15 protein-coding genes are annotated in these 16,559 nt (G+C 65.6%); 4 read left to right on the forward strand and 11 right to left on the reverse strand.

Annotated elements, in window-relative coordinates; translation table 11 throughout:
* Positions 1–19 precede the first annotated feature (19 nt).
* Both QQZ18_RS16515 and QQZ18_RS16520 read left to right on the forward strand, forming a co-directional pair.
* The gene (locus tag QQZ18_RS16515; RefSeq protein WP_284542046.1) at positions 20–1,495 is read left to right on the forward strand and encodes a M48 family metalloprotease; all 1,476 of its coding nucleotides are present in this window, start codon (positions 20–22) and stop codon (positions 1,493–1,495) included.
* 130 nt (positions 1,496–1,625) lie between these two features.
* Positions 1,626–2,327, forward strand: a complete 702-nt coding sequence (locus QQZ18_RS16520; protein ID WP_284542047.1) for a pirin family protein — start codon at positions 1,626–1,628, stop codon at positions 2,325–2,327.
* A gap of 44 nt (positions 2,328–2,371) precedes the next feature.
* Here the strand turns inward: QQZ18_RS16520 and QQZ18_RS16525 are convergent, their stop codons facing one another.
* The 6 genes from QQZ18_RS16525 to QQZ18_RS16550 form a co-directional block, all read right to left on the reverse strand.
* Positions 2,372–3,256: a hypothetical protein gene (locus tag QQZ18_RS16525; RefSeq protein ID WP_284542048.1), complete on the reverse strand. Its 885-nt coding sequence runs from the start codon at positions 3,254–3,256 to the stop codon at positions 2,372–2,374.
* 117 nt (positions 3,257–3,373) lie between these two features.
* Positions 3,374–3,964 (reverse strand): CarD family transcriptional regulator, encoded by a 591-nt coding sequence (locus tag QQZ18_RS16530; RefSeq protein WP_101290558.1) that lies wholly within the window; start codon positions 3,962–3,964, stop codon positions 3,374–3,376.
* A 393-nt stretch (positions 3,965–4,357) separates the two neighbouring features.
* The gene (gene fdxA / locus QQZ18_RS16535) at positions 4,358–4,696 is read right to left on the reverse strand and encodes a ferredoxin FdxA (protein WP_284542050.1); all 339 of its coding nucleotides are present in this window, start codon (positions 4,694–4,696) and stop codon (positions 4,358–4,360) included.
* 80 nt (positions 4,697–4,776) lie between these two features.
* Positions 4,777–5,160 carry an RNA-binding S4 domain-containing protein gene (locus tag QQZ18_RS16540; protein ID WP_284542051.1) on the reverse strand — a complete coding sequence of 128 codons (384 nt, stop codon included), beginning with the start codon at positions 5,158–5,160 and terminating at the stop codon, positions 4,777–4,779.
* 14 nt (positions 5,161–5,174) lie between these two features.
* Positions 5,175–8,285, reverse strand: coding sequence for a helicase-related protein (locus tag QQZ18_RS16545; RefSeq protein WP_284542052.1), 3,111 nt, complete (start codon positions 8,283–8,285; stop codon positions 5,175–5,177).
* A gap of 635 nt (positions 8,286–8,920) precedes the next feature.
* Positions 8,921–9,724: a DUF3108 domain-containing protein gene (locus tag QQZ18_RS16550; RefSeq protein ID WP_284542053.1), complete on the reverse strand. Its 804-nt coding sequence runs from the start codon at positions 9,722–9,724 to the stop codon at positions 8,921–8,923.
* A 470-nt stretch (positions 9,725–10,194) separates the two neighbouring features.
* Between QQZ18_RS16550 and rpmB the strand changes: the two genes are divergently transcribed.
* The gene (rpmB, locus tag QQZ18_RS16555; RefSeq protein ID WP_284542054.1) at positions 10,195–10,491 is read left to right on the forward strand and encodes a 50S ribosomal protein L28; all 297 of its coding nucleotides are present in this window, start codon (positions 10,195–10,197) and stop codon (positions 10,489–10,491) included.
* A 166-nt stretch (positions 10,492–10,657) separates the two neighbouring features.
* On the forward strand, positions 10,658–11,203 hold the full coding sequence (locus QQZ18_RS16560; RefSeq protein WP_284542055.1) for a queuosine precursor transporter: 546 nt from the start codon (positions 10,658–10,660) through the stop codon (positions 11,201–11,203).
* 4 nt (positions 11,204–11,207) lie between these two features.
* Here the strand turns inward: QQZ18_RS16560 and QQZ18_RS16565 are convergent, their stop codons facing one another.
* From QQZ18_RS16565 to cobS, 5 genes are read right to left on the reverse strand one after another with little or no spacing between them, the layout of a single operon-like run.
* A complete protein-coding gene (locus QQZ18_RS16565; protein WP_284542056.1) occupies positions 11,208–12,203 on the reverse strand; it encodes a small ribosomal subunit Rsm22 family protein in 996 nt (331 codons plus the stop codon).
* Positions 12,200–13,222 carry an esterase-like activity of phytase family protein gene (locus tag QQZ18_RS16570; protein ID WP_284542057.1) on the reverse strand — a complete coding sequence of 341 codons (1,023 nt, stop codon included), beginning with the start codon at positions 13,220–13,222 and terminating at the stop codon, positions 12,200–12,202. Before QQZ18_RS16570 ends, QQZ18_RS16565 begins: the two co-directional genes overlap by 4 nt.
* Positions 13,219–15,132: a cobaltochelatase subunit CobT gene (gene cobT, locus QQZ18_RS16575; protein ID WP_284542058.1), complete on the reverse strand. Its 1,914-nt coding sequence runs from the start codon at positions 15,130–15,132 to the stop codon at positions 13,219–13,221. The genes QQZ18_RS16570 and cobT overlap by 4 nt, the downstream gene beginning before the upstream one ends.
* Before the next feature lie 13 nt (positions 15,133–15,145).
* On the reverse strand, positions 15,146–15,505 hold the full coding sequence (locus tag QQZ18_RS16580) for a GFA family protein (RefSeq protein ID WP_284542059.1): 360 nt from the start codon (positions 15,503–15,505) through the stop codon (positions 15,146–15,148).
* Positions 15,506–15,512: 7 nt separating this feature from the next.
* On the reverse strand, positions 15,513–16,496 hold the full coding sequence (gene cobS / locus QQZ18_RS16585) for a cobaltochelatase subunit CobS (RefSeq protein ID WP_284542060.1): 984 nt from the start codon (positions 16,494–16,496) through the stop codon (positions 15,513–15,515).
* Positions 16,497–16,559 lie beyond the last annotated feature (63 nt).

Raw genomic sequence — 16,559 nt, forward strand, 5'->3', positions numbered from 1 at the left:
CATGGTCGGACGGATGGGTATGACAGGCACTGTCTGCTGGTTCTCATCGAGAGCCGCCATGCTGGCGCTCGCGCTGTCGCTCGCCGGCTGCATGGGGCTGTCCGGCGAGGACGGCGGCATTTCAGCCGAGCAGATGGCGTCCGCCACCGTTCCGCAAGGCAAGGTCGACCCCAACGAGGTGGCGATTGCCGAGCGCGAGCACCCCAAGATCGTCGCCGCCTTCGGCGGTACCTACGAGGATCGCGAAGCCGAGCTGGCAATCGCCAGCGTGGTCGGGCGGTTGGTTGCCGCCAGCCCCGAGCCCTGGCGCAGCTATCGCGTCACCATTTTGAATTCGCCCGCCGTCAACGCCTTCGCCCTGCCGGGCGGATACGTCTACGTGACGCGCGGCCTCCTGGCGCTCGCCAGCGACACGGCCGAAGTGGCCGCCGTCATCTCCCACGAGATGGCCCACGTCACCGCGCGCCACGCCTTCCTGCGCGCCCAGAAGGCCGAGGCCGCCGCCGTGGCCAGCCAGGCCGTGCAGGACGTCGTGCAAGACCCGGCTGTGCAACGCGTGGCCCTCGCCTCCACCCAGGTGTCGCTGGCCCGATTCTCCCAGATCCAGGAGCTCGAGGCCGATCGGGTAGGCATCGCAACGCTGGCCAAGGCCGGCTTCGATCCATTCGGCTCGCCACGCTTCCTGACCTCGATGTCTCGACTCGCCGCCTGGAAGAACGGGCTGCCGGAGGACGACACCGGCGCCATCGACTTCCTGTCCTCGCATCCGTCGACCCCCGAGCGCCTCGCTCAGGCACAGGAAGTCGCGAAGGCCACCGGCGTTACCGACGGCGAGGTCGACCGCGACGGCTATCTCTCGCGCATCGACGGCATCATGTATGGCGACGATCCGAACGAAGGCTATGTGCGCGGCCGCCAGTTCCTGCATGCCAAGCTGGGCTTTGGCTTCGAGGTCCCCCAAGGGTTCATGATCGACAACACGTCGAAGGCGGTGCTGGCCACCAATGCCGACGGCGTTGCCATGCGCTTCGACGGGGCCACCATCGCCGCCGGCAGCGACCTCGTTGAATATCTCACCTCGGGCTGGGTCAACGGCCTCGACAGGCAATCGGTGCGCACCGTATCGATCGCCGGCCTCCCGGCCGCCGTTGCCTCCGCCGCGGCGCGCGGTTTCACCTACCGCATCGCCGTCATCCGTTTCAACGACCAGGCCTTCCGCTTCCTGTTCGCGACGCGGGGCGATGCCGCCGCGCTCGACAGTACCTTCGCCTCCACGGTCGCTTCCTTCCGGTCGCTGTCGGAAGGCGAGAAAGCCTCGCTTGCCCCGTTGCGCATCCGCGTCGTCACGGTGGCCGCAGGCGACACGGCCGAGTCGCTCACGCGGCGCATGGTGTCGATGGATCGCGGTGTCGTCCTGTTCAGGGCGCTCAATGGTCTGGCGGCCAGCGAGCAGCCTCGCCCCGGTACGCGCGTCAAGATCATCGTCGATCGCTGAGATTCCGCCACTGTTCACCTTTCGAGAACAGTGCGGCGGCAATACGCGGTCCTGACAAAACGGGCGCACGGTTCCATCTTCGGGTCACCAAGCGGGCGATACATCTTCGCCCCGTTCAGGGAGACCCGCGATGATCACCATCCGCAAGGCCGCCGAGCGCGGCCATACCGACGCCGGCTGGCTCGACAGCCACCACAGCTTTTCCTTCGGCCACTATTTCGATGCCGCCGCCATGGGCTTCGGTCCCCTTCGCGTCATCAATGACGACCGCGTCGCCGGCGGTGGCGGCTTCCCGCCCCATCCGCATGCCGACATGGAGATCGTCTCCTACGTGCTCGAGGGCGCCCTGCAGCACCGCGACAGCCTCGGGACCGGTTCGGTGATCCGGCCCGGTGACGTTCAGCGCATGAGCGCCGGCACCGGCATCCGCCACAGCGAGTTCAATGCGTCGTCAACCGATCCGGTGCACTTCCTGCAGATCTGGATCCTGCCGGAAGCGGATGGCTTCGCGCCGTCCTACGAGCAGAAGAGCTTTGGCGATGCCGAACTCGGAGATCGCCTGCGGCTGGTCGCTTCCCGCGACGGCCGAGACGGTGCGCTGACGCTCCACCGCGACGTGGATCTCTATGCCGGACGCCTCAAGGCCGGCACCGAGGCCAACCACGCGTTTGCCACGGGCCGGCTGGGCTGGCTGCAAGTGGCGCGCGGCAGCGTCACGATCAACGGTCAGGACCTGGAAGAGGGCGACGGTGCTGCCATCGAGCGGCTGTCCAACCTGTCGGTCGTCGCCAAGGGTGATGCCGAGATCCTGCTGTTCGACATGGCCCGCTGAGGACAGAGGAAAGCGCCGCCGTCCAACAACATCGGCGGCGGCGCTCATTCGGCAAACTTGGCATTGAAATCGTCGAGCGCCGACGTATCGCCTTCATAGCGGGCACCGTCAAAGACGAGCCGCATCGGGAAGGACTTCGCCTCGACCTGCTGGCTGGCGTCGCCGTTGACACAGGTGGCGGTGTAATCGATGGCAATGTCCAAGTCGGCGAGGCCGCGGTGCTTCTGCGTCCGTGTCTCGAAGACCGAGGGCGTCTCGCGATGGTCGAGAGTCTCGCATTGCTCGGTCTCCTCGCCCAGCGAATAGAGATACGGTCCGTCGTAGAGGTCGACGAGTTCGCCACTGACCACGCCGACCAGATGGAAGGAATCGAAGCCCTCCTGGGAATTGAAATGGCTGCTGAGCGTCACCGCCACCGGACTGTCGGATGCGGCGAGCGGCAGCCGATAGCCGCCGGTCGGTCCGCCGGGATCGGTGGCGACCAGGAGTCGGCCGAGCGGCCTGTAGGCTGGCTTGACCTCCGCCACGGTCACCACACCGCCGCTGACGGCGGCGGCGTACGCTTTCCTGCCCGCCTCGATCACCGCGATTTCGGCGTAGTCCTGGGCGGCGATCTCCACGCCACGGTCCACGGGCTGGCCGGCGTCGGGATCGCTGGCGGCCTCGACGGCGTCCGCACCGGCAAACCGGTGCCCGATGCCATCCGTCCCGAGGCCCGGATAGATGTCGTGCAGGACGTCGAGCGCCGTCGTGGTCGCCCCCGAAACGAGCGGCGCCGTCAGGCAAACCTTATCCTGATCGGCCGAAGCGCAATCCCCCACCGCCACCGAGCGAAAGATAGCTCCGTTGTCTCCAGCGGCAGATGACCCCGCCGTCGGGAGTGACATCGCCGGAATGGCCAAGGTCAGCCACAGGCAAGATCGCCTCATCATATTCTCCCCCCAAGGACCGTCACTCGGCGCTCCCCCGAGCGAATGGCAAAAGGCCCGGCAGGTTTCCCCGCCGGGCCTTGAAAAAGAAACGGACTAAAGCGCCGGCGACGCTTATCAGGCGGCTTCCGCCTCGTCCTCGCTCTCGTCGGCCACATCCTCGGCAGCATCGCCACGCGCGGCGATGCGCTTCGGGCTCTTGTTGAGGCTGTCCTCGATGCGACGGATGGCTTCGGTCTCGGTAATGCGTGACACCGCCGAGATCTCGCGCGCCATGCGGTCGAGCGCGGCTTCGTAAAGCTGACGCTCGGAATAGGACTGCTCGGGCTGGCTCGAGGCGCGGTGCAGATCGCGCACCACCTCGGAAATGGCCACCAGATCGCCAGAGTTGATCTTGGCTTCGTATTCCTGGGCGCGGCGGCTCCACATGGTGCGCTTGACGCGAGCACGGCCCTTGATGATCTCAAGCGCCTTGTCGACGGTATCGTCCTCGGCAAGCTTGCGCATGCCTACCTGCTCGGCCTTCGCCATGGGGACACGCAGGGTCATCTTGTCCTTCTCGAAGACGATGACGTACAGCTCCAGCTTCATGCCGGCGATTTCCTGCTCCTCGACGGCGACGATTTGGCCGACCCCATGGGCCGGATAGACGATGTGCTCGTTGGTCTTGAACCCATTACGGACAGCGGGTTTCTTCGCAGTGGCCATTCAGTCCATCCACTCCTCAGTGCCGGCGACGACAAAATCACCCTCTCCTGCCGGGAGGCAGCAAGTTAGCAAGGGTCGATTAGAACTGCGAACCCACAGGTTCGCTCCGCCGGCACGCTTTCGCGTTGTTTCCAGTCGATCTGGGGTTTCGCTTCCGATCACAGCGTACTGACTGCACGCATGCGAACACCGACATAAAGGCCAATGCCTCCATGAAGGTCATAAAAAAGACCCCGTGCAGGGTCCCGCTGGCGACCGGAAGAATTCGTCGACTGTCAAGTTTAGCTATAGCACAAAAACCACAAAAAACAAAGCAATAAGACGCGCCGCGCCGCAAAATGCGTCGTCACATGGCTGCATTGCCTATTCCGCAGACTCTATGGCGGGTTTTTCTCAGCCGCCTTTGCCCGGCTTGGGAGAGAACATGGCAGCAAGCTTGCCTTCCACTCCATCATTTTCCTTGGCATCCGGCAAAGGATCGCGCCGCGCGGCAAGATTGGGCCAAACCGCCGAATACTCGGCATTGAGCTTCAGCCAGTTGTCGAGGCCCGGCTCGGTGTCCGGCTTGATCGCCTCGGCCGGGCATTCGGGTTCGCAAACGCCGCAATCGATACACTCGTCGGGATGGATGACGAGCATATTCTCGCCTTCATAGAAACAATCGACCGGACAGACTTCCACACAGTCGGTGTACTTGCAGGCGATGCAGTTGTCGGTGACGACATAGGTCATGAGCGAATACCCTGATATCCACAGGCGAGGCGCCTGCTGGCGTAGCGGACTTCCACCGGCCATTCAAGGCCGATCATCTGTCAATTCTGGTCTGGATCGGTCAGCTTTTCGAAGCGGCGGCGATCGCGCTTTGTCGGCCGCCCTTCCCCCGCGCCGACAGTCGGCGGGGCGGCCTCGACGACCGGTGGCGGGGTCATATCCTCGTAAAGTTCGGATGCGACCGAGAAGGATCCCCGCCGCTCGGCGAAGTCGAGCACCTTCAGCACCCTGACCCCGCCATGCAGGCCGATTGTCAGGACGTCCCCAGCCCTGACGGGCTGGGCGGGGTCGTCGATCTTGCGCCCGTTGAGGCGCACATGACCGGAAGCGGCAAGAGCCTGCCCGAGCGTTCGCGTCTTGACCACCCGCGCGTAGACCAGCCACTTGTCTATCCGCTGCCGGTCGGAGCCTCGTTCCTCGGACACGCTCGCCCGTGCTCCTACTTCTTCTTCTGCTGCTCGAGCGACGCCTTGAGGGCGGCCAGCGCAGCGAACGGCGAATTGGGGTCGGCGACCTTCTCCTTGCGCGGCGCCCGATCGGCCGAGCGTTCGGCGTTCCGGTCATTGGGACGGCCATCCCGGCGGTCGCCGAAACGGCGCTCCTCGCGCCGGTCGCCCTGCGGGCGCCGATCCTGGCGACGATCGTCCTGCGGACGCTGGCCCCGCCCTTCGGATGCCACGACTTCGCCGGGTTCACCCGCCCGAGGAGATGCGCCGCGATGCTGACCGCCACGACGCTCGCCGCGATGGTCCTGCCTCTGCTCGCCCCTATGCTCGCCGTGCCGGGGCCGATCGCCACGACCGGGCCGCCAGACATCGACTTCGCGGTCTTCCAGGGCTTCGCCCGGCTCGGCAGCGGCTTCCGCGGTGACAGCGTCGGCCGCCACTTCGGGGCCGGCCTCAGGAGCCGCAGTCTCGACGGATGGCGTCTCGGCGGCTGGCGTTTCGATGGGCGCGGCCTCGACGAACGGCGCATCGACGGCAACCGCTTCGGTGGATGCCGTCTCGGCCGGGGCTTCGACAGCTCCCAAATCGGCGGGAACAGCGTCGGCGCTGGCGCCTTCGGCCGGCGCCTCGGCCTTCTGCACCTTGACCGGCACCTTGATCGTCCGCTTCTCGGACCGATAGCCGAGCCCGCGCAGGATCGAGGCGAAGTCTTCGCCGGAGCAGCCCAACAGCGAGGTCATGGCCACCGTCACCGTGAAGCCGCCGCCTTGCGACAGTGCGCCCTCGGGCGGGGTGGCGCCATCGACCGACTTGAAGGCGATCAGCGGACGAATGATGTCGGCGAGGCGTTCGAGAATGTCGAGACGCACCGCCCGCTCGCCGGCGACACGGAAACCGACGAGACGATAGAGCGTCTTGTCGAAAGCCGGATCGACCTTGATCGAGGTGCGGCCGGAAGCCGAGAGCTGCGGCAGCTCGGCAAGGCCCGGCATGTCGAGCGAACCATGCTTCAACGCCCAGAGCTGGGCGACCAGCGCGGCCGGCGCCGGCTTCAGAAGCGCCGGGACATAGATGTGATAGGCACCGAAACGAACGCCGTACTTGCGCATGACGGCGCGCTGCGTCTGGTCGAGCGCCTTGACGTCATCGGCAATGTCATGCCGTTCGACGGTACCGAGCGCCTCGACCATGCGGAAGGCGACCCCGCGCGCGATACCTTCGAGATCGGCGGCGGTCCGCAGATCGAACAACGGCTTCAGAAGCGTCTGGATATGGGCTCCGACCCAGAGGTCGAGCCGATCCTGCGCCTTCTCGCGGGCGGCACCGGCAAGCTGCTCGTCGGCGAGCAGCATCACCTTCGGTGCCAGCGTGTCATCACCGGCGACCAACCGCCCCACAGGCTCGCCGAGCCAGCGCAGGCTGCCATCCGTGGACAGGACGATTTCCTCGTTGGGGGCCTTGGAAATCTTGTCGGCGCGCTTGTCGAACTCGCCGGAGAGCGCCTGCTGCGCCGCGGCTTTCAGAGCCTTGGCCTCGGAACCGTCGCCGCCCACTGCCGAGTCAGGCACGAAGCGGAAGCCGTGCAGCTCCCCGACCGCCTGCCCTTCGACGAGCACGCCGCCGGTACCGGTGATTTCAGCTTCGAGCATGGTGTTCTCTCTCAATCTCTTTAACAATACCGATGTCCGGCGATCCACGAAACGCTGGGTCAACCGGTCATGCAACGCATCCGACAGCCTGTCCTCGATGGCGCGCGTCTTCTCCCGCCAATGGCCGGGCGCAAACAGCCAGTCCGGCCGATTGGCGACAAAGGTCCAAGTCCTGATGTCTGCCAAGCGCCGCGACAGTGTATCGATATCGCCATCTGTCCTGTCAGACAACCCGACCTGCCGTGCAAACCAATCGTCTGGAATCACGCCTTTTGCAATGAGGAATCGATAGAGTGCGACGATGAGATCACCGTGCTGCGCCGGTGATATCTTGCGGAAGTCGGGAACCTGGCAGACGTCCCAGAGAAGCTCAACCCGTTCGCGGCCACGAGCCGCCGCCGCCACATCCTCCGCCCTCAGTGCGAAGTCGAGCGCCCGCTGGTCATCGGACGGCAGGGCCCGCGTCAGTCCCTCGACGCCCGGCAAGGTCTCAAGCGAGGCCCGAAGCGCATCGACCGAGGAAAAGTCGAGGTCGCCGGTGCGCCACTGGAAGACGCGCACCGGTTCGAAATCATGCCCTTCGATAGCCGTGACGATATCCTCGTCGAACGGCATCACCCGGCCGGTGACGCCGAAGGTGCCGTCGTTGAGATAGCGGCCGGCGCGGCCGGCGATCTGGGCGAGCTCGGCCGCCGTCAGGCCACGATACTGATAACCGTCGAACTTGCGCGCCTGGGCGAAGGCGACGTGATCGACATCGAGGTTGAGGCCCATACCGATAGCGTCCGTCGCCACCAGAAAGTCGACCTCGCCGTTCTGGAACAGGGCCACCTGCGCGTTGCGGGTGCGGGGGGACAGCGCGCCCATCACCACCGCCGCGCCGCCCCTCTGGCGGCGGATCAGTTCGGCAACGGCGTAGACCTCTTCGGACGAGAAAGCGACGATGGCCGACCGGGGCGGCAGACGGGTGATCTTCTTCGCACCCGTATAGGCGAGATGGCTGAGGCGCGGCCGCGAGGTGACGGCGACTCCCGGCAAGAGGCGTTCGATCAGAGGCCGCGCCGTGGCCGAGCCGAGCAGCATGGTCTCCTGCCGGCCGCGCACGTTGAGCAGGCGGTCGGTGAAGACGTGGCCGCGTTCGATGTCGCCGGCGAGCTGTACCTCGTCGATGGCCACAAAGGCCACGTCGAGATCGCGCGGCATCGCCTCCACCGTCGCCACCCAGTAGCGGGCGTCGCGCGGCACGATCTTCTCCTCGCCAGTGACCAGCGCCACCGCGCCAGCCCCGACGCGGGCGACGATCCGGCCATAGACCTCGCGCGCGAGAAGACGCAACGGCAAGCCGATGGCGCCCGAGCCATGGCTCAGCATCTTCTCGATGGCGAGATGGGTCTTGCCGGTGTTGGTCGGCCCCAGCACCGCCGTCACAGCCCGGGCACGGGCGGGCGAGAACATGGGAGCCGCTCGGACGATATTCATGAGGTCCCGTTCGATTGCGCGATGAGGCCGTGACTTTCCCTATACGAAAGTCAGGCCGAGAGGCCAGAGAAAACCGGCGGAAGCAAGGCAATCGCCCTACAAAAGGAATCAAACGAGAACAGAAACGGGACGAATCGCAATTTCAAAGAGATTCCGCATTCGTTCCCTACAAGATATGGCGGATACCAGAGTCTTTGCCGCGCTATGTTGAATCCGGAGACTCGGGACCCCGAGTCGTTCGATTCTCAGCCAGAATCGATGTCAAGACCAGATCACGCACAAGACTCGAAAGCGGGATCATGGTTAACAATTTATACTGAAGACTGAAAGTAGAACGGCAACTGCGTTAATCATTTCAACGGAGCGGGAACGAAGGTGGGGCGAATCGCTGACAGGCCGATGTTCTCGGTTTGCTCTCACCAGATATTCCGCTCGCTTCAACCGGACCCACTAGATGTCCAGCCGCCGCCGACCTTATCGCGCGCGCCGGTCACCGAAGCGTTAACGTATCTGTCTCGAATTGAGACGACCGGTACCCGTCCCCATGAGGACCGGCAACAAAAAAGCGCCCCGGAAGGCGCTTCTTTTTCATCGTGCGGGATTTCCGCCGTTCAGTTGGATGCCTGTTCCACCTTGCCGAGCTTGGCGTTTTCGCCGAACTGGGTCGCGACCACCAGAAGCATGCCCCGCATCGTCTTGACCGAAATCTTGCTCGGCACCATCACCCGCCCCTCGGCCATCGGAACAAACCAGACGTCGAGGTCGCGATTGTCGCGCATGTACTCGGTGGATTTGGTGCCCTCGCGGTGACCGGCCACCGGCACCCATCTCGCCGAGCAATGGACAGCGTCGCCCTTGTAGCCGGGGATGTCGACGGGGTCGGTGCTGGTGTAGCTGAGCTTGATGTCGTAGCGCGTCCAGCCATCGAAGATCGGCAGCGTACGGTCGCAGACATCCTTGTCGTCGCGGGTGACCGGCAGGATCGCCGCCGACAGCGGGTCGACGACGCGGCGCTTGGACGCCGACGTCACAGGCACCCTGTCCTCGCGCTCTATGAGTTCGGGTATGGCCTTGAGGCTGCGGACATTGCCGCCACCGAGCGCCATCGAGACCTGCGTCACCGTGTCACCCCGGCTCATCAACTCGTAGGTGGACGGCACCAGCGACCGGCCGACGTAGCCCTTGGCGTCGATGTAGCTCTCTTCCGAGCTCACGATTCGGGCAAGACCGGCGGTCGAAATATGAAGCTTGGCGGCATAGGCGCCTCGATCCACCTTGATCGACAGCGATCCCTTGGCAATGCCGATGCCCATGAAAGAGGCGGAATAGAGCGCCTGCACCTCGCCCTCGCGCGCGGCGGCCGCACCGGAAGGCGGCACGGCGGACAGCGCTGCGACAAAGGCCGCTGCGGCCATGGCGCCTTTCAAACGACGCGGGAGAGTTTCGACACGAACCACCACGGAACCTCCGTTTGCGGACGGCAAGCCGTCCTCACCCTCGGCCGCCACCAAGCGGCCGGAACGACGTCTGGAAGAACATTCCGGCGGGCGACGCACCTGCCGGCGGGAAGACCGGCAACCCTTCGGCCGATCACCGTCCGCCGAATGATCGACTGTCATGGTAACCGGATGGTTAACGCGACGAAAGCCTCGTTGTTCCAACCTTGGGAATTTCGGCAGACATCCGCCGAGCCCTCCCGGCGCCCAACGGCATTTTTGCCGGCTTCCGCTCGCTTCCGGGGTTGACGGGGCCAATGCCGACCGACTATAGGAACGCGACTTGAAACGGCGCCGTCGGCAGATGCAAGCGGCGCCTTGGCTTATTTCATCGCGAGGAGCGGCCGCAAGGCCTCGATCCCGCGCCAACAGAAAAAGAGGGTATCCCGATGGCCCGGCGCTGCGAACTTACCGGCAAGGCCGTTCTGACGGGTAATAACGTCAGCCACGCCAACAACAGGACCAAGCGGCGTTTTCTGCCGAATCTCCTGGCTGTGACGCTCCTGTCCGATACGCTCGGTCAGTCGGTGCGCCTGCGCATCTCCGCCAACGCCCTGCGTTCGGTCGAGCATCGCGGCGGTCTTGATGCCTACCTCGCCAAGGCGAGCGACGACGAGCTGTCGACGCGCGCCCGGCTGATCAAGAAGCAGATCGCCAAGAAGGCCGCCGAGGTCGCTGCCGCCTGAGTTTCGGGCAGAGCAGTTCAAATTCAGCCGCGACGCCTGAAAACGGCGTCGCGGCTTTATTTATGTGTGCCGGAAATGGTACACGACATGCGAAATCGCGACCTCGCGGTCTGGTTTCGTTTCATAGCTCCAAAAGCCTGGTCTGTTCTGCCGGAGACCTTCTGGAATGTTCGATAGACGCCTCACCCCTTCGGTGTTGGCGATGGTCGCTACCGTCGTCGCATCCAATATCCTCGTTCAATATCCCTTCACGCCCTTCGGGCTTGGCGACCTGCTCACATGGGGCGCCTTTACCTACCCGTTCGCCTTCCTGGTGACCGACCTCACCAACCGTTGGTTTGGGCCGGTGAAGACTCGCCGCGTCGTCTACGTCGGCTTCGCCATCGCCGTGCTGCTGTCGGTCTGGCTGTCCGAGCCGCGCATCGCGCTCGCCTCGGGAACGGCCTTTCTCTGCGCCCAGCTTCTCGACGTGACGCTGTTCAATCGGCTGCGGACCGGTTCCTGGTGGCGGGCGCCGCTGGTATCTTCCTCGATCGGCTCGGCGCTGGATACCGCGATCTTCTTCTCCATCGCCTTTGCCGGTTCTGGCCTGCCATGGACCACCTGGGCGCTCGGCGACTTCTCGGTGAAGATGCTGGTGGCGATCGCGTCGCTCCTGCCCTACGCCAGCCTGATGAACTGGGTGAAGCCCTATCAGACGATCCGCAGCTGACCAGTCAGCTCGAAAGGTCGTCGGGAAGGAAGTCGCCCCAGCCGAGCTTGCCGGCCGCCTTGAAGGCACTCCGGTCGCGGCTGGCGATCCCGGTCTCGCCCATCGTGCCGTCGGCGCGGCAGAGGCTGAAGACGATCTCATGCTTGGAAGCACGCGGCGGGCGCAGGATGCGGCCGCCGCTCTCGTTGGCGTGATCGGTCAACGACGGCGACTCCAGCACCAGATAGGCGTAGCGCTCGTCCTCGAAAGGCACCGTTCCGCCCTTGAGACGCATGTGGGCGCGGCTCCGCTCGACGCGTACCGACGCATGGCACCAATCGTCCGCCGGCAGAGGACAGGCGCCCGCGTGCGGACAGGGTGCAAGGATGCGGGCCCCGGCGGCCAGCGCCGCCTGCCGCACGGCCATCAGCCGCCCATAATCGCGCGGCGTCCCCGGTTCGACGATGACGATACGGCCTGCCCGGCCGACCAGGCCGCCAACAAGCCGCTCGGCGGCCGCGAGATCGAGTTCGGTCAGCGCATAGGCGATGATCGCGAGATCGAAGGATCCGTCCGGCAGACCCGACGGCTGCGCGATATCGCCGCCGCGAATATCGGCAGCGTTGAGCACCGGAGGGCCTGCGCGCGCCAGATCGGACGCAAGCGCCCGAAAATCGGCGCTGGCCTCCACCATGGTCAGCGATGCAACCGCCGGCCACAACGCCGCCACCGCCCAGCTCGCCGTACCCGGACCGGCGCCCAGGTCGAGTACTCTCAAGGGCGACAAATCCGGCCGCGCAGCCGCAAGACGGTCGAGCGCGGCCGCTACCGCCGCATAGGTGGCGGGCATGCGGCTCGCCGCGTAGGCGGCGACGCCGGCGGCATCGGGGACGGCGTGGCGGGAGGACAGATTGGCGCGATAGCCGGCCGACAACCGCGCCGCCGCCGCTCCAAGCCGCTCCGGCCGGACGCGCTCGGCTACGGCGGCAGAGAGGGCTGAAGGAAGACGACGATCGCTCATGGGCTACCGAGGCGGAACTCTAGGTAGAGCGTCCGCTGCAAGAAAGCGCGGTTGTCGTCGGAGATCAGGGATATCCGGGTTTCGCCCCCCGCGGTCCTCCAGACTGCCAGCCCCTCCATGTTGTCGATCTCCTCCGACATGCTCGCTTCGAGCAGCGTCTCGCCATCAATCACGGCCCCTGGCCGGATGTCGGAGAGGGAGAAGACGCGAATGCGGCAGCGGATCCCCGTCAGAAAGGAAAAGCTTCGTTCGAGAACATAGAGACGCCCGTCCGGGCCGACCTTGGCATCGGTAAGGTCGTAGCCGTCGGTGCGGCGGACACGGAAGGAATAGGGAGACTTGCCTCCCACCACCCAGCCGGGCTGATTGTCGGTCTTGGCACCCCGCTCGGCCTCTTCGGCCAGGATGATGAAGCGCCCGCCGAGACCGTTGCCGGCCGGCAACGCGGCCACCGACTCGAGACCACGGTTGGCCTGGAGCAGCCGAGTTTCCTTCGGCAGATCGATGGCCGTCATCGGCCCGACGAAACCGTCGGCATCCATTGGCCCGACCATCACCGTCGGCCGCCCCTCGAAGGACACGACACCGAATGACCGGCCACCATCGCCGACGTAAACGTCGAGCGACTCCGTGTCGGACTGGGCCTTGTCGCGCGACAGCACACCCTTGGACGTCCGCAGACGCCGGACCACCGCCGACGACAACCCGACCGGCCGCCCGCGCGCGTCGCGCTCAATCTGCGCCTTGACCATCAGGCCATCGTCGCTGAGCGAAAGAAAGCGCCGGCCGCCATCGCCGATCACCAGCCCGGACAGGCCGCCGACTTCCCGCCGGTCGGCGCGGACCTCAAAGCCGCCGACATAGTCGAGACGGCCAAAGCGAACCCGCGACGGATCGCTCACGGCAAAGCCGGGCAGCTGCCGCGCGGTGATGCGCGCCGCAATGTCTGCTGCGGAGGCGTCGATCGCCAGTAGGGACAGGGCAAGCACGGCGGAGAGAAGCGCCCGCCCGCCCGTCATGAAAGCCCCAGCGTCGAGACGCGCCTGGGCCTCGGCTTGTTGCCCGCCCGGATCGCCTTCTGGGTCGGCTGCTCTTCGAACAGTTCCGCCAGTTGGTCGGTCATCGCACCGGCCAGTTCCTCGACGTCGACGATGGTCACCGCGCGTTTGTAGAAACGCGTCACGTCGTGACCGATGCCGATGGCGATCAGCTCCACCGGCGAACGCTCCTCGATCTCCTCGATGACGTAGCGCAGGTGGCGCTCAAGGTAGTTGCCAGGGTTGACCGATAGCGTCGAGTCGTCGACCGGCGCACCGTCGGAGATCATCATCAGGATGCGACGGTTCTCCGAACGGGCGAGCAGGCGCTGGTGCGCCCAATCGAGTGCCTCGCCGTCGATGTTCTCCTTGAGAAGCCCCTCGCGCATCATCAGGCCGAGGTTGCGCCGCGCCCGCCGCCACGGGGCATCGGCCGGCTTGTAGACGATATGACGCAGATCGTTGAGGCGGCCGGGACCGGCCGGTTTGCCGGCGGCAAGCCAGGTCTCGCGTGCCTGCCCACCCTTCCAGGCCTTGGTGGTGAAGCCGAGGATTTCCACCTTGACGCCGCACCGCTCCAGCGTGCGGGCGAGGATGTCGGCGCAGGCGGCTGCCACGGTGATCGGCCGGCCGCGCATCGAACCGGAATTGTCGATGAGAAGCGTCACCACCGTGTCTCGGAAGTCGGTGTCGCGCTCCATCTTGAAGGCGAGCGGCGCCAGCGGGTCGGTGACGACGCGGGTGATGCGCGCCGTATCGAGGATGCCCTCCTCGATGTCGAAGTCCCAGGCACGGTTCTGCTGCGCCATCAGGCGACGTTGCAAGCGGTTGGCGAGCCGCGCCACCACGCCGGCGAAATTGGCGAGCTGCTTGTCGAGAAGGCCGCGCAGACGGTCCAGTTCGGCACCGTCGCAGACGTCTTCCGGCCGTGTCACCTCATCGAACTTGGTGGTGAACACCTTGTAGTCGCTGACCGGCGGCTGGTTGGTGAACGGCAGTTCCGGACGCTTGGCCTCGCCGGGGTCGCTTGAATCGTCTTCCTCATCGAAGTCGCCGGGATCGTCGGACATCTCCGATTCGGAGTCGCCCTCCGAGGACTCCTGATCCTCGCCGGCGACCTCGCGCTCGCGAGCCGCCGTCTGGTCGGCATCGGCGTCGTCGGCGGGCTCGGCGGACGCCTCGCTGTCTTCGGCCTCCTGCTGCTCGCCGTCCTGGTTGTCGTCCTGATCGGGGTCGCTGCCCAGCTCGTCGCCCATTTCGAGGTTGACGAGAAGATTGCGCGTCGCGCGGGCGAAGGCCTGCTGGCTGGACATGGCATCGGCGAGGTCGGCGAGGTCGTCACCGGCGCGTTCTTCGATGAAGTCTCGCCAAGCGTCCATCAGCGCCTGGGCGCTTTTCGGCGGCGGCGCGCCGGTCAGCTTCTCGCGCACCATCAATGCCACCGCCTCGGACAGCGGCGCATCGTCGCGGTTCTCGATGTGCTGGAGATTGGCGCGGAGGTAGCGCTCCTCGAGCATGGCGGCGAGATTGCCGGCGACGCCGGGCATGACGCGGGCGCCGAGCGCCTCGCACCGCGCCTGCTCCATGGCGTCGAACACCGCCTTGGCGCGCGGTCCCTCCGGCACGAAGGTGCGATGCACCGTCTCGTTGTGACAGGCAAGGCGCAGGGCCAGCGCATCGCCGGCGCCACGGGTGACGGCAACGTCGAAGGCGGACGGCCGACGCGGCGGATCGGGCACGCGCGCCTTGTGGCCGTTGAGCGACGGCCGGTCGGCGGCGAACACCACTTCCAGCTCGCCGTCGCCCGAAATCGCCCGCATCGCCGTCGTCACCGCCTTCTTGAGCGGCTCGATGGCGATTTCCTTGCCTTTGGCCTGGTTGGAGGAGGACACGATGCTCCGTTCCCTAGTAGGAAGCTCCGTCGCACCGCTTGATCGGCAGAGTGTCGAGATCGACCCCGTCGAGACAGCGGGCATTGACGGCGATGGACGGCGTACCGTCAGGCGCGGTACCGGTGGCATAGGGCTGGATGCCGCACACCGGACAGAAGCGATGGGCGATCCGTCCGGTGTGGAAGCGATATTCGGAGACGCCGGCCTCGCCGATCGTCACCCGGAAATCGCTTTCCGGCAGATAGGCGAGAAGGTGGCCAACGCGGCGGCAGCGGGAGCAGTTGCAGGCCACCAGTTCGCCGAGCACGAGTTCGGCCGAGAACCTGATGTTGCCGCACTGGCAGCTGCCGCTGTAGCTCCGCTCGCTGGCCATCGTCGCCTCAGGTGAGCACCATGTTCGCGGCGCTCTCCGGCAATTCCTTGCCGAAGCAACGCTGGTAGAACTCGGCGACCTGCACCCGCTCGGTCTCGTCGCACTTGTTGAGGAAGGTGAGACGGAAGGCAAAGCCGACGTCGCCGAAGATCGAGGCGTTCTCGGCCCAGGTCAGCACCGTACGCGGGCTCATCACCGTGGATATGTCGCCGTTGACGAAGGCCGAGCGCGTCATGTCGGCGACGCGCACCATCTTCGACAGCGTGTCGCGGCCTTCCGGACCGGTGAACGACTTGGCCTTGGCGGCGATGATGCCGACCTCGTGGTCGTGCGGCAGATAGTTGAGCGTGGTGACGATCGACCAGCGGTCCATCTGGCCCTGATTGATCTGCTGCGTGCCGTGGTAGAGGCCGGACGTGTCGCCGAGGCCGATGGTGTTGGCCGTCGCAAACAGGCGGAAGGCCGGATGCGGGCGGATGACGCGGTTCTGGTCGAGCAGCGTCAGCTTGCCGGCCACCTCCAGCACGCGCTGGATGACGAACATCACGTCGGGACGGCCGGCATCATATTCGTCGAACACCAGCGCCACGTTGTTCTGCAGCGCCCAGGGCAGGATGCCGTCGCGGAACTCGGTGATCTGCTTGCCATCGCGCAGCACGATGGCGTCCTTGCCGACGAGGTCGATGCGGCTGATGTGGCTGTCGAGGTTGACGCGCACCAGCGGCCAGTTGAGCCGGGCGGCCACCTGTTCGATATGCGTCGATTTGCCAGTGCCGTGATAGCCCGACACCATGACGCGGCGATTGTGCGCGAAGCCGGCCAGGATCGCGAGAGTGGTGGCACGATCGAACAGGTAGTCCGTATCGAGATCGGGAACGTGTTCGTCAGCCTTGGAATAGGCGGGCACTTCGATATCGGTGTCGATACCGAACACCTCGCGGACCGAGACCCGGATATCGGGCAGCGGCGCGTCATACGTCTGCTGAGCCATAAGACCTCCTGGAGCGACCAAGCGGAGGAAAAAGTCGCTCCGTCGAATCGGGAAAATGCGGCC

It is taken from the genome of Pleomorphomonas sp. T1.2MG-36, from assembly GCF_950100655.1.
GTDB lineage: Bacteria > Pseudomonadota > Alphaproteobacteria > Rhizobiales > Pleomorphomonadaceae > Pleomorphomonas.